The sequence below is a fragment of the Pseudomonas fluorescens genome (assembly GCF_001307155.1).
GTDB classification, from domain to species: domain Bacteria; phylum Pseudomonadota; class Gammaproteobacteria; order Pseudomonadales; family Pseudomonadaceae; genus Aquipseudomonas; species Aquipseudomonas helvetica.
The window spans coordinates 3,937,964-3,950,294 of sequence record NZ_CP012830.1; the positions used below are offsets into that span (position 1 = coordinate 3,937,964).

The 12,331-nt window shown below is 60.3% G+C and carries 13 protein-coding genes; 3 read left to right on the forward strand and 10 right to left on the reverse strand.

The genetic code is table 11. The features are described 5' to 3' along the window. Positions 1–46: 46 nt before the first annotated feature. From AO353_RS17885 to AO353_RS17905, 5 genes are all read right to left on the reverse strand, one after another. Positions 47–415 (reverse strand): YgaP family membrane protein, encoded by a 369-nt coding sequence (locus AO353_RS17885; RefSeq protein WP_054596151.1) that lies wholly within the window; start codon positions 413–415, stop codon positions 47–49. A 77-nt stretch (positions 416–492) separates the two neighbouring features. Continuing rightward, complete coding sequence (locus tag AO353_RS17890) at positions 493–963, reverse strand: RNA methyltransferase (RefSeq protein WP_019692493.1); 471 nt, start codon at positions 961–963, stop codon at positions 493–495. A gap of 146 nt (positions 964–1,109) precedes the next feature. After that, positions 1,110–2,534: an efflux transporter outer membrane subunit gene (locus tag AO353_RS17895; RefSeq protein ID WP_054596152.1), complete on the reverse strand. Its 1,425-nt coding sequence runs from the start codon at positions 2,532–2,534 to the stop codon at positions 1,110–1,112. Next, on the reverse strand, positions 2,518–3,684 hold the full coding sequence (locus AO353_RS17900; RefSeq protein ID WP_054596153.1) for an efflux RND transporter periplasmic adaptor subunit: 1,167 nt from the start codon (positions 3,682–3,684) through the stop codon (positions 2,518–2,520). The genes AO353_RS17895 and AO353_RS17900 overlap by 17 nt, the downstream gene beginning before the upstream one ends. Next, entirely contained in the window at positions 3,674–6,907 is a 3,234-nt protein-coding gene (locus AO353_RS17905; protein WP_054596154.1) for an efflux RND transporter permease subunit, read from the reverse strand. Before AO353_RS17905 ends, AO353_RS17900 begins: the two co-directional genes overlap by 11 nt. Positions 6,908–7,132: 225 nt before the next feature. Here AO353_RS17905 and AO353_RS17910 point away from each other — a divergent pair, with 225 nt between their 5' ends. Both AO353_RS17910 and AO353_RS17915 read left to right on the forward strand, forming a co-directional pair. Next, positions 7,133–7,537, forward strand: a complete 405-nt coding sequence (locus AO353_RS17910) for a hypothetical protein (protein WP_054596155.1) — start codon at positions 7,133–7,135, stop codon at positions 7,535–7,537. Positions 7,538–7,614: 77 nt separating this feature from the next. Further along, positions 7,615–8,025 carry a hypothetical protein gene (locus AO353_RS17915; protein WP_054596156.1) on the forward strand — a complete coding sequence of 137 codons (411 nt, stop codon included), beginning with the start codon at positions 7,615–7,617 and terminating at the stop codon, positions 8,023–8,025. Positions 8,026–8,098: 73 nt separating this feature from the next. Here the strand turns inward: AO353_RS17915 and AO353_RS17920 are convergent, their stop codons facing one another. The 4 genes from AO353_RS17920 to AO353_RS17935 form a co-directional block, all read right to left on the reverse strand. Beyond that, positions 8,099–9,478, reverse strand: coding sequence for a sensor histidine kinase (locus AO353_RS17920; protein WP_054596157.1), 1,380 nt, complete (start codon positions 9,476–9,478; stop codon positions 8,099–8,101). Then, complete coding sequence (locus tag AO353_RS17925) at positions 9,456–10,139, reverse strand: response regulator transcription factor (RefSeq protein ID WP_054596158.1); 684 nt, start codon at positions 10,137–10,139, stop codon at positions 9,456–9,458. The genes AO353_RS17920 and AO353_RS17925 overlap by 23 nt, the downstream gene beginning before the upstream one ends. 151 nt (positions 10,140–10,290) lie before the next feature. Continuing rightward, a complete protein-coding gene (locus AO353_RS17930; RefSeq protein ID WP_054596159.1) occupies positions 10,291–10,665 on the reverse strand; it encodes a YajD family HNH nuclease in 375 nt (124 codons plus the stop codon). 49 nt (positions 10,666–10,714) lie between these two features. Continuing rightward, complete coding sequence (locus AO353_RS17935; protein ID WP_054596160.1) at positions 10,715–11,401, reverse strand: spermidine synthase; 687 nt, start codon at positions 11,399–11,401, stop codon at positions 10,715–10,717. 118 nt (positions 11,402–11,519) lie between these two features. Between AO353_RS17935 and AO353_RS17940 the strand changes: the two genes are divergently transcribed. Beyond that, complete coding sequence (locus tag AO353_RS17940; RefSeq protein ID WP_054598262.1) at positions 11,520–11,810, forward strand: hypothetical protein; 291 nt, start codon at positions 11,520–11,522, stop codon at positions 11,808–11,810. Here AO353_RS17940 and AO353_RS17945 read toward each other — a convergent pair. Continuing rightward, positions 11,807–12,280 carry a cyclic nucleotide-binding domain-containing protein gene (locus AO353_RS17945; protein WP_054598263.1) on the reverse strand — a complete coding sequence of 158 codons (474 nt, stop codon included), beginning with the start codon at positions 12,278–12,280 and terminating at the stop codon, positions 11,807–11,809. The two genes, AO353_RS17940 and AO353_RS17945, sit on opposite strands and share 4 nt — an antisense overlap. Positions 12,281–12,331 lie beyond the last annotated feature (51 nt).

Genomic DNA, 12,331 nt, shown 5'->3' on the forward strand with positions numbered 1-12,331 from the left:
GGCCGGCGGGAGCAAGCTCCCTCGCCACAGGGTTTTGCAGTGTTTCTCAAACCCCGGCCTTGGGCGACTTCAGCGAATCATTGCCCGTCACCGTCGCGGTATGGGTTGCCATATCAGCATTGGCTTTAAGGGTTTTGAGCTCTGCACCGGCCCGTTCGATTTTCGACCGGACGTTGGCCATGTCCTGACGACTTTTTTCGAAGAAACTTTTTGCCGAACTGTGACCGGTGATACCGCGGGCCAGGGCTACACCGCCGAGCGCCACCTCGATCAACCCGAACACGCCACCACGGCGCAGGCCTTTGCCGACCATCACCACGCCGCCGGCCGTGCTCGCGATGCGTTCCCAGCCCTGGACGTTTTGCGTTGGCGGCGTCTGGAACGGCGTGGGTTCTACGCGTTTGATGTCGCTCATGATCTGTCTCCTCAGGGGCAATGGCTATACAGCTGACTGTGCGGTCGGCCGCCTTGTTCCATACCGCGCCCAGCGTATCAGCGAAATTTTGGACCGGAACGGGTGTTATTGCCCTTGGCCATACGGTCGTAAAGCACCACGTTGACGGTGGCCGCCAGGTTCATGCAGCCGGTGGTCGGGATGTAGACCACGTCTTCGCACCACTCGCGAATCTCTTTATCGAGTGAACCGTCTTCCGGCCCGAAGATGTACAGCGCACGGTCCGGGTGGGTGTACTCGGGCAACGAACGGGCGCCATCGACCAGCTCGACCGCCACCGGGACGCAGCCCAGCGGGAGGATTTTCTTCAGGTCGTCGATGCCGATCAGCGGAATGTCGTGGTGGATTTTCTTGGTGTCGGTGACAAAGTCACGGGCGCGTTCATAACGCTTGCCGGTGTAGAACACCGACGCCACGCCGTAACAGCCGGCGGCGCGCATCACCGAACCGACGTTCTCCGGTGATTTGGGGTTATACAAACCGATGCAGCTGTACCGTTTGTTTGCCACGAGCGGGGTGCCCTTCGAGAAAAACCGCAATTATACGGGGATTGGGTGGGAACGGTCAGTTTCGAGATTGGCGGTGCGTGGGCAATGGCTCTCGCGAGTTTGTTCGCGATAGGGCCGGTGCATACAGCGTCAATCTCGACTGTCGGTCAGCTGCCGTTGCTCCAACCGCCACCCAACGCCACGACCAATCCAACGCTCGCCTGCAACTGCCGGGTCTGCAGATCCTGCAAACGTCGTTGAGCCTGCAGGGCAGAGGTTTGTGCGGTCACTACGTCCAGATAGTTCACGGCTCCGGCTTCATAGCTGTTCATGGCCAACGTCTGAGTCGTTTGCGCGGCATGTACGGCTGCCTGCTCATCCTCTGCCTCACGCTGCAGGTCACGCATTTGCGCGAGGTTGTCTTCGACTTCGCGTACCGCTCGCAACACCTGACTGCGGTAATGGGCGGCCGCTTCTTCAAATTCGGCCTTGGCCTGACGCTCGTTGGCATCCAGGCGACCGCCGTCGAAAATCGGCAGATTGACCAACGGCCCAAGCGCCCAATAGCGGTTGCCGGCAGCCAGCAGATTGCCGCTGCCGGCGGTTTGCCCTCCGAGCAGCCCCGTCAGGCTGAAGTCCGGGTACCAGGCCGCTCGGGCGACACCAATGCTGGCGTTGGCGGCAAAGACTCTTCGCTCGGCTGCTGCGACATCCGGGCGCCGTTGCAACAAGGTGCTCGGAAGCGCGCCGGGTATCGATGGCAGATTCAAGGCCTGGCTGTTTGCGTCCAGATGGAAATCACTGGCCGGTTGGCCAACCAGCTCACCGATCGCATGTTCGGTCAGATTGCGTTGCGCGCGGACATCGTCCAGCTGCGCCTTGGCCTCGGCCAGTTGGCTCTGGGCTCGGGTCAGATCGAGTTCCGAGGCGATTTCTCCCTGATAGCGGTCACGGGTCAGTTGCAATGCCTGGCCGTAATCATCGAGAGAACTGGCGAGGATCTTGCCTTGGGCATCGAGGCCATTGAGCTGGACATACAGCGTTGCCAGTTGACGTTGCAGGCTCAAACGAGCGGCGGCGAGGTCGTCGGCAGAGGCTTGGGCCTGGGCATCGCCTGCGGCCACCTGGTTGCGAATCCGCCCCCACAGGTCGAGATCGAAGCTCAGTGCAAAGCCTGCGGTATCGCTGTTGTACACCGACGGTTGGCTGGCCCCGCGTAATGGTCGGTTGTCCGACTGGCGCTGGCGCAGCGGCTGCGCACTGGCGGTGACCTGTGGGAACAGCCCGGCATGCAGTTGGCCGGCATAAGCCTGCGCCGCATCAAAGTGCGCGAGGGCTGCCGCCAGGTCCGGGTTGGCCTTGAGCAGTTGCTGTTGCAGGTTGTCCAGACGCGGGTCCTGGTACAACTGCCACCATTGCGAAGACAGCTGTTCGGCGGGTTTGGCCATGTGCCAGGGACCGTCGCTGGTCTGTTCGCGGTATTGCGCGGGCAAGTCGATCGGCGGCGCCTTATAGGTCGGCGCCAGTGAACAGCCCTGCAGGGCCAGCGCCATGGCCAGCACTGCGGCGAGAGGCTTAAGCCTTGGGCGCATGAGAACCCCCAGCGTCGGCCAGTTGTACGGAATCACCTTCGCGCAACGCATCCGGCGGGTTGTCGACGACGCGGTCGGCAGGCTTCAAGCCCTGATCGATGACCAGGCGCTCGCCCAGGTCCAGGCCGATATGAATCTCGCGCAGGTGCACATGGTTATCCGGGTCGAGTACTGCCACTTGAGTGCCCTGGGCGCGGAAGATCAGCGAGCTGGCGGGAATGCTCACGCCATGGGTGTCGGCCGGAATCTGCAGAGTGGCTTCGGCATAATCGCCGGGCAGCAACGCCCCGTCCGGATTGTCGGCGACAAACTGTGCAAGCAAGGTCCCGGAGCGGCGGTCGACGGCGGTGGAGTCACCGATCAGCCTGGCGCTGAAGTGCTGGCCGGGGTGTTCCGGCACAATCAATTCGGCTTGCATGCCGGGACGGATCACGCTGGCGTAGTTCTGCGGCACCGGCACATAGAGGCGCAGCTGATGGGTGTCGGCGATGTCGAACAGCTCCGGATCGCTGTCGCTGTCAGCCTTGATCAACTGGCCGATGTCAGTGTTGCGAGCGGTGATGGTCCCGGCGAACGGAGCGCGAATGGTTTTGTAGTCTTCCAGCGCCGAGAGCCGGGCGTAATCGGCGGCGGCCGCCTGGGCGTTGGCCTTGGCCGCTGCGGCGTTGGAGCGTTTTTCGTCGGCTTCCTGACGCGACACCGAATGCGTCGCCAGCAGGTTTTGCCAGCGGGTCGCGGTGGTTTCGGCAAGGCGTGCGTTGGCTTGCTCCTGGATCAGCCGCGCATGGGTCTGTGCGACTTGTTGATCAAGGTCCGGGCTGTCGATTTCGCCGAGGATCTGCCCGGCTTTGACCGGAGTGCCAATGTCGGTTTTCCAGTCCTTGAGGTAGCCGCTGACCCGGGCATGAATCGGTGCCTTGCTCCAGGCTTCCAGATGCGCCGGCAGACGCAGGCTGTCGCCATGCACGTTCTGTTGCGGCTGGAACACGCTGACCAAGGGCATGGCCGCAGTTTCGGTCCAGGCGGCAACGGCTTTTTCATGGCGGGTGCGGGCAGCCAGGCCGTTGGTGACCAGCAGCGCGGCCAGAGTCAGGCCTCCGATACCCGCCAGCATCAGGCGTTTGCGCGAAGGTTTTTGATCAGGCGACATGAGAGCTTTCTCCAGCAAGGTTTTCTTCAGCATTAGCGCGAGATTGACGTCCGTGGACCAGGCTGAACACCACCGGAACGAACAGTAGAGTGGCAGTGGTCGCGAGGATCAGGCCGCCGATGACGGCGCGGCCCAGTGGCGCGTTCTGTTCTTCGGACAGGGCTAGCGGCAGCATGCCGATGATCATCGCCAGGGCCGTCATGCACACCGGGCGAAAGCGCGTGTAGCCGCCTTCCAGCGCCGCCTTGAGGGCATCGCCGTGTTCCGCCAGGCGTTCGCGACAGAAGCTGACGACCAGAATCGAGTTAGCGGTAGCCACCCCCATGCAAAGGATTGCCCCGGTCAGTGCCGGCACCGATAACGAGGTGCCACTGAGAAAGAGCATCCAGACAATCCCGGCGAGCGCCGCGGGCAGGGCGGTGATGATCACGAACGGATCGACCCAGGACTGAAAGTTGACCACGATCAGCAGATAAATCAGCACCACCGCACCCAGCAAGCCGAAGCTCAGCCCACTGAAGGCTTCATGCAGCGCGTCGATCTGCCCGTGCAGGCTGATCACCGAACCCTTGGGTCGCAAGGAGGCGGTGTCATCCAAAACTTTCTGGATGTCCTTGGCCACACCGCCGAGGTCACGGCCCTGCACGTTGGCGTACAGATCCAGGGTCGGCATGACGTTGTAGTGGCTGACGACCGCCTCGCTCTGCACCCGGGAAATGCTCGCCAGGCCGCCGAGGATCTGCGAGCGACCGTCACTGCCGGTGACCGGCAAGGCTTCCAGCGATGGCAGGCTGTCCAGGCGATATTGCGGGGTGGCCGCGACCACTCCATACGACACGCCGTTGGCCGGGTTTAGCCAGAAGGTCGGCGCAACCTGGGAGCTGCCGGCCAGCGAGGCGACCATGCTGTTGGTCACGTCACGTTCGGTGATGCCCAGGCCATTGGCCCGCAGTCGGTCGACCTTGACTTGCAGTGACGGATAACCGGTGGACTGCTGGATTCGCAGGTCGGCAATACCGGCCACATGTTGCAGGCGTCGCTCCAGTTCCACCGCATAGGCCCGGTTGGCATCGCTATTGGGGCCGGAGATTTTCACGTCCAGCGGCGCCGGTGCGCCGAAGTTGAGGATCTGGCTGCTGATATCCGCCGGCAGAAAAGCGAAATGGCTGCCGGGGAAGCTTTCGGGCAAGGCCTCGCGCAGCCGCTTCACGTAGTCGGCGGTGGGGCTGTGTTCCGTTTTGAGGGTTACTTGAATGTCACCGTCCTGGGGACCGATGGTGCCGCTGTTGCTGTAGGCCATGTCGATGCCGCTCAGCGGGATACCGATATTGTCGACGATCGTGTCCAGTTGCTCGGCCGGAATGATCTCGCGAATGCGTGCTTCGATCCGGTCGAAGGCCGCAGCGCTTTCCTCGATCCGCGTGCCCAGCGGCAAGCGCACATGCAAGGACAGTGCACCGGCGTCGGTGGCCGGGAAAAAGTCCTGGCCCAGGCTCGGTAGCAGCGCAAAGGAAGCCAGGACACAGGCCAGAAACCCCAGCAGGAATCGCTTGCGGTATTCCAGAGCCAGTTCCAGCAGTCCGTAGTAGGTGTCCCGCAGGTTGGAAAATCGCTGTTCGAACCCCTGCTGGAAATTCAGCAGCGCTTGCAGCAACGGATGCCGAGGCGTGTGGTGATGTTCGCCCTCATGATGATTGATGAATTCATCTTCCGGGTGATGCCCCGGACCTTGCTCGGGCACGTGGGGTTTGAGCAGGAACATCGCCAGGGTCGGCACCAGCGTTCGCGAGAGGATGAACGAACTGGCCATGGCGAAGATCACCGCGAGGGCCATCGGCCGGAACAGGTATCCGGCGATGCCCTGCAGCAGGAACATCGGCACGAACACGATGCAGATACACAGCAGCGACACGAAGGCCGGACCGACAATCTGTTTCGCACCGTCGAGGATCGCGGTCTTCACCGCCTTGCCTTGTTCCAGATGCCAGTTGATGTTCTCGATGGTCACCGTGGCATCGTCCACCAGAATCCCCACCGCCAACGCCAGCCCTCCAAGGGTCATGACGTTCAGGGTCTGGCCACTGGCGGCCAGCAGGGCGATGGCCGACAGTACCGCCAGCGGAATCGAGGCAGCGATGATCAGGGTCGAACGCCAGCTGCCGAGAAACAGCAGAATCATCGCGCTGGTCAGCAAGGCGGCGATGATGCCTTCCCGGGCTACGCTGCCCACCGACTGTTTGACGAACACTGAAGCGTCGCCCAGCAACGAGGTCTTGAGCGATGGCGGCAGGGTTTCATTGATGCGCGGCAGCATCTGGCGAATGCCGTCGATGATCGACAGGGTGGAGATGTTGCCGTTCTTCAAGGCTGGCATCAGCACGGCGCGTCGGCCGTCGACTCGCACGATATTGGTCTGTGGCGGTGAGCCGTCACGCACGTGGGCCACCTGGCCGATGGTGATCAGCGCGCCGTCGACCGTCTTGATCGGCAGGTCGTTGAGTTCGTCGATGGCTTGCGGGCTGTTGTTCAGCAGCACTGTGTATTCGTTGGGGCCGAGCTTGGCGGTGCCCACCGGGATTATCTGGTTTTGAGCCGCCAACGCGTTACCCACGTCCTGGGCCGAGAGCCCCTTGGCGGCCAACGCCTGAGGGTCGAGGTCGAGGGTGATCTGGCGCTGTTTGCCGCCCATCGGGGTGGGGATCGCCAAGCCCGGGACCGAAGTCAGTGGCAGGCGGATACTGTTCTGCACCAGGTCGCGAATTTTCGCTTCCGACAGGGTCGGGCTGGAGAACGCCATCTGCAGGATTGGCACCGTGGAGGCGCTGTAGTTCAGGACCAGTGGCGGGGTAATCCCCGGGGGCATCTGTTTCAAGACTGTCTGTGACACCGCCGTAACCTGGGCATTGGCGGTACGAATATCGACGCCTGGCTGGAAGAAAATCTTGACGATGCCCATGCCCGGCAGCGATTGCGACTCGATATGTTCGATGTCGTTGACCGTGGTGCTCAGGGAGCGCTCATAGGTATAGATCACCCGTCCGGCCATATCCTGCGGGGCCAGTCCGTTGTATTGCCAGACCACTGCAATCACCGGAATGCCGATGTCAGGGAAGACATCGGTCGGTGTGCGCAGCGCCGCCATGGGCCCGATGATGCAGATGAAAATTGCCAGCACGATAAACGTGTAGGGCTTTAGCAGTGCAGTCTTTACCAGCCCGAGCATGCCGTAAACCTCCGAGGAGTTGAGTTGCAATCCTCGGCAGTCTTGCGGTTGCAAACTAACAATTTGCCTTCATCGGGATGAAGAAATTTTTACCGATTTCCTGAAAATCCTTTCACCTGGATTCATTTGTCTGCACCTGCCTGTCTCGTCACTCTGATGCTCAAGCCGATGGGCTGCTTTCAACCCTGACGACGACATCGGCTGTCATTTGCGAGGTTTTTTTCAATGACATTCAAACCCCTGTTACTGATTCCAGGTCTTGGCCTGGCCTGCCTGTTGTCTGCCTGTGCGGGGCCGGTCCCCAAGTCCGATCCGAGCGATGCCTGGATTGCTCTGCAACAAGCCTCGAGCAGCAGTTTGCTGGCGGATCGAGTCGATGGCCGGCGAGTCGACGATGGTCGCTATTTCGAGGTCAAGCCTGGCGCTCATCGTCTGCAGATGACGCTGCTGACCGGGGCAGATGGCAACTCGGTTGAGCCCACTTGCATGGGGCATCTTCAATACAGCGGCTTTCAGGCAGGTGAGCATTACCAGATAAATACGTCGAGCGAGGGGCAGTCCGCCAGCGCCCGCCTGGTCGATTCCCACGGCAAGCAAGTCGCGCAAAGCGACCGCTTCAAGTGTTTGTAGGCCGGCTTTCCAACGATTGCTGATTGACCTTCAGGCATGCCGGGGTCTGTGTTTTTTACATGAGAGAGAGTCATTCGATGACACTTAAACAACTGCTGCTGATTCCTGGCCTGAGCGTGGCCTGTCTGTTGTCCGCCTGTGCCGGTCCGATGCCAAAACCTGATCCGGGCATGGCCTGGATCGGGCTTCGGGATGAGGCGCCCAATGACATGCTGGCAGAACGGGTGGATGGCAAACGTATCGATGACGGACGCTTTTTCGAAGTGACCCCAGGTGCTCATGATCTGGCCGTGACGCTGTTCGAGATCCCGAGTGGTGACTCGAACCAGCAGGACTGCCAAGGCGAGGTCCGCTACAACCAATTCAAGGCGGGCGAACACTACACACTGGTGGAGTCGAGCCTGGGGCAGGAAGTCAGTGCACGTCTGGAGGACTCCCACGGTCAGCAAGTCGCGCAGACTGGCGACTTTAGATGCATGCCGGGGTAAACCCTTCCAGGGGGCCGTCGTGCGCTACTGAAACTGGACAGGTCGGCACACTAAGGCTTTGCCCGAACCGGATCTAACCGGAATGACAATCCAGAATCAGCCGCGCGCCTCCATGCTCACGGGTTCCGACCTCCAGTCTGAACCCGTGCAGATCGATGATCGCTGCAACAATCGATAGCCCCAGTCCGAAGCCGTTCTGCTGGTGAGTGCTGTCGCAGCGATAGAACCGCTGAAATACCGCTTCTCGTTCAGCGGGAGGAATTCCCGGGCCGGAGTCCAACACTTCGATCCGTGTGCTGCCGTCATGACTGACGGCCTTGAGGATGACCTCACCGCCGTGCGGTGTGAACTTGATCGCATTGCTCAGCAGGTTGGCCAGCGCTTCGAACAGCAATGCCCGGTCGCCGTCCAGGGATGGCAGCGATTGCGGTAGCTGCAACAGCAGGGTGAGTTGGCGCTCCTCGGCAAGCGGCGAATAGAAGTCATGAACCTCCTTCAACAACGTCATTGGATCGAACTGGATGAACGCGGAGCGACGCTGATGATCTTCCAGTTCAGAGATGCGCAGCAGGCCGCGAAAACGCGCCATCAACGTATCGGCTTCGGCAATGACCTTGTTCATTTGCAAGGCCTGCGGCGAACCCTCACTGGCCTGTTGTTGAATACGGTAGAGCTGTGTCCGTATATGGGTGAGGGGTGTGCGCAAGTCATGCGCAATGTTGTCGCAAGTACCTTTGACTTCATTCAGCAACCGCTCGATGCGTTCCAGCATGGCATTGGCGATAGCCGCGAGCATATCCAGTTCGTCGCGTCGATCCGACAGCGGCAGGCGCTGGGTCAGTTTGCCGGCGACAATGGATTGCGCACTGGCCTGAATCGCTCGAATCCGCAGCAGTGGGCGGCGGCGCAACAGTTGCCAGGCAGCGATACCGGGAATGATGGTCAAGGAAATACCCCAGAGCAGCGCATGCCAAATGATCAGGGTGACGGCGAGTAACGAACCGTTATCCCGAACCAGAACCAGCCAGCGGTCATTCTGGATGTGGGTCGCGATGGCATAACAACTGGACTGCGGCAGCGCCGGATCGTCGGAATCTACGCAGCTGTTCAACTCGTGAATCCGGCCGTCCAGCGGCAGTTGTGCAGGGATTTTCCGGATCGCTCCGTTCAGCGGTTTTTTTTGCCTGTCGAATACCCCAAAGGCATCCACGTTCGGCATATCGAACTGCATGCTGGTGGTCAGCGCTTCGATCAGCTGATCGCCTTGAAAGCGCGAGAGCAGGTGCTGGCGCTGCATCAACGAGTGTTTGGCCAGACGGTTCATGTAGCCGGAAACTTCGTAATAGAGCCCGCCCATCAGGACACCGCTCCAGATCACGAACAACGTACTGTAGAGCACCAGCAAGCGACTGGTCGAAGAGCTCCAGCCTTTAGAGGGGTTCAGCAATGACATAGCCCGAGCCTCGCATCGTCCGGATCAAGGGCGTCAGGCCGGGAGGATCGATCTTCTTGCGCAGGCGCCCGATATGCACGTCGATCAGGTTGGTTCCCGGGTCGAAGTGATAACCCCATACTTCTTCGAAAATCATCATCCGCGAGAGAACTTGTCCCGGATTGCGCATCATGAATTCGAGCAGTTTGTACTCGGTAGGCAGCAGACTCAGCGGCTGACCGGCACGATTGGCTTCGTGGCTGATCAGATTGAGTTCCAGGTCGGCGACTTTGAGGGTGGTTTCGAACTTTCCGACCGGGCTTTTACGCCGTAGCAGCACTTCGACACGCGCTGCCATCTCATCGGTGGCGAACGGCTTGGACAGGTAATCGTCGCCACCTGCGCGCAGGCCGCGTACGCGTTCGTCAATATCGGAGAGGGCACTGATCATCAGAATCGGCGTCACCACGCCGATGGCACGCAGCGTGGTGACAATGGCCAGGCCATCAAGCTCGGGGAGCATGCGGTCGAGCGTGATCAGGTCGTAATTGCCACTGACGGCACTCACCAGGCCTTCACGGCCATTGTCCACCCAATCCACTTCAAATCCGTGGCTTTGCAACTCGGTTGCAATTTCCCTGGCCGTCACGGCATCGTCTTCTATCGTCAAAATACGGGACATTTCGGTTACCTAATGAAAAGATCATTACCGGGTGTCCAATTTTGCCAATAAAAGTTGCCAGACTTTCTGATGAAAGTTTCATGTTGAATACAAGCAGCTTGCGGTAGGTACCGAGTTTGAAAAAATCCGATGACGTTCGGGACTTTGCACGTCAGTCGTCTTTTTTCATCAACCCGGCCAACGCGGCGAACGGGTTATGCGTTGCCTTGGCGATTTTCGGCGTGCTCAGCGAGCCGTCGCCGAAGTACTGCTGGTCGGTGTAGCGCGAGTGTTCGTTGTCGTGGCAGTACAGGCACAGCAGCTCCCAGTTGGAGCCGTCCTGCGGGTTATTGTCGTGGTTGTGGTCGCGGTGGTGCACGGTCAGCTCGCTCAGGCGCTTGCCGGAGAACTCGCGAGCACAGCGTCCGCAGACGTGCGGGTACATCTTCAGGGCCTTGTCGCGGTAGCCCATTTCACGGTCGCGCTGGGCGTCGGCGAGGATGCGGTCCAGTTTGGCCGTGTTGGAGGGAGGCGTTGACGAACTCATGGGTTCACCTTTGTAAAAAGACTAATGACGGTAATAACGAGAGTTTAGCTCAGCCTTTGAGCTTCTCGGCAATCCAGATCGTGTGTCGGGTGCCTTTGTTGCCGTGGGCGAAGACTTGCACTTCTTCGGACTTGAAGCCGGCCTTTTTCAATTTGTCGGAAAACTGCCGGTCAGCGCTGGCCGACCATACGGCGAGCACGCCTTTGTGGCGCAGGGCCTTGGCGCAGGCGCTCAGGCCTCCGGCCGAGTACAGCCAGCTGTTGGCTTTCTGGGTCAGGCCTTCGGGGCCGTTATCGACGTCGAGCATGATCGCGTCGAAACCTTGCGGCTCGGCCTGCAGGACCTTGGCCACGTCTTCCATGCGGATCACCGTGCGCGGGTCGAGCAGCGGTCGCCCGGACTTCTCGCCCAACGGCCCGCGGTTCCACTCGACCACCCCCGGCACCAGTTCGGCGACCACCACTTCAGCGGTCTTGCCCAGGTGCTTGAGCGCCGATGCGAGGGTGAACCCCATGCCGAGACCACCGATCAGCACCCGTGAATTCGGTCGGCCGGCGACCTTGCGGCAAGGAATCTCGGCCAAGGCGTCTTCGGAACCGTGCATGCGGGTGTTCATCAATTGTCCGCCGTCACCGCCCTGGATCTTGATGACGAAATCTTCGCCATACTCGAACAGGCACAGGGCACCGCCGTTTTCGGGGATCGGGGTGGTGTCGAGCAGAACGAAACGTTTCATGGGGCTCTCTTTAAAGGAGGGAAACTGGCATCAGGGAGGAGAAACCGGCATTGAGAAGGGCAATCTTGCGCGGTTGGGAGTAGCCTTAAGGCAACAAGCAAGGGCAACGGAGCCATTGATGAAGTGCACCATTCTAACGGTCATTGTGTTGGCCGCGCTCTCGATAAGTGCAGCGCAGGCGCAAGAGTTGCAAACGGTCCCTGTTGCACCGTCAGCGGCCCCCGGTTCACCCGGCACCGCAACCCCTACGCCATACCCGCAGATTACCCCGACCACTGTACCCAAGGTCGGCAGCAGTAGCGGCGGTGAACCGTTGTTGCCACCGATCGAAATGCCCAACCCGCCCAAGGACCAGACCTTGCCGGGGCTTGAGCAGATTCAGCAAAAAAACAAATCTCCCGGCGGTTAAATCTGTTGCGAGAGCAATTGGCCGTCGGCCATGCGCAGGCGTTTGGACAGCGACACGGCAATAGCACGGATGATCTTCGCGGCGATTTTCGGTGCGTCGTTGAGCATCTTTTCCAGCGAGTCCTTGCCCAGGTTGAGCAGTTGGCAATTGCTCGCCGCCACGCAACTGGCCGAGCGCCGTTCGCCATCGAGGACAGCCATTTCGCCGAATGCCCGGCCGCTGCGCAGCGTTGCGATCGTCACCGGCTTGCCGTCGCTATTGGTTTTCTGCACCGCCACCTGACCCGAGTGAATGATGCACATGAAGCTGCCGGCATCACCTTCGTGGAAGATCTCCTGGCCCTCGGCGATGGTGCTGATGCTGAAGTAGCCGGCAGCCGCCGTGAAATCGGCCAGTTGCAGTTGATCGAACAGGCCGCAGTCCATCAGCCAGTCGCGAATTTCTTTGTTCAACAGGGTCGGTTCTGACATGTCATCACAGTCTTTTTCTTGTGTGTTGCCGGTTCGGGCTTTGTGGGTAAT

Bases quoted from the DNA above. Each gene is read 5' to 3' on its own strand.
- AO353_RS17885 (WP_054596151.1), bottom strand. From the start codon at position 415: ATGAGCGACATCAAACGCGTAGAACCCACGCCGTTCCAGACGCCGCCA.
- AO353_RS17895 (WP_054596152.1), bottom strand. From the start codon at position 2,534: ATGCGCCCAAGGCTTAAGCCTCTCGCCGCAGTGCTGGCCATGGCGCTG.
- AO353_RS17900 (WP_054596153.1), bottom strand. From the start codon at position 3,684: ATGTCGCCTGATCAAAAACCTTCGCGCAAACGCCTGATGCTGGCGGGT.
- AO353_RS17905 (WP_054596154.1), bottom strand. From the start codon at position 6,907: ATGCTCGGGCTGGTAAAGACTGCACTGCTAAAGCCCTACACGTTTATC.
- AO353_RS17910 (WP_054596155.1), top strand. From the start codon at position 7,133: ATGACATTCAAACCCCTGTTACTGATTCCAGGTCTTGGCCTGGCCTGC.
- AO353_RS17915 (WP_054596156.1), top strand. From the start codon at position 7,615: ATGACACTTAAACAACTGCTGCTGATTCCTGGCCTGAGCGTGGCCTGT.
- AO353_RS17920 (WP_054596157.1), bottom strand. From the start codon at position 9,478: ATGTCATTGCTGAACCCCTCTAAAGGCTGGAGCTCTTCGACCAGTCGC.
- AO353_RS17925 (WP_054596158.1), bottom strand. From the start codon at position 10,139: ATGTCCCGTATTTTGACGATAGAAGACGATGCCGTGACGGCCAGGGAA.
- AO353_RS17930 (WP_054596159.1), bottom strand. From the start codon at position 10,665: ATGAGTTCGTCAACGCCTCCCTCCAACACGGCCAAACTGGACCGCATC.
- AO353_RS17935 (WP_054596160.1), bottom strand. From the start codon at position 11,401: ATGAAACGTTTCGTTCTGCTCGACACCACCCCGATCCCCGAAAACGGC.
- AO353_RS17940 (WP_054598262.1), top strand. From the start codon at position 11,520: ATGAAGTGCACCATTCTAACGGTCATTGTGTTGGCCGCGCTCTCGATA.
- AO353_RS17945 (WP_054598263.1), bottom strand. From the start codon at position 12,280: ATGTCAGAACCGACCCTGTTGAACAAAGAAATTCGCGACTGGCTGATG.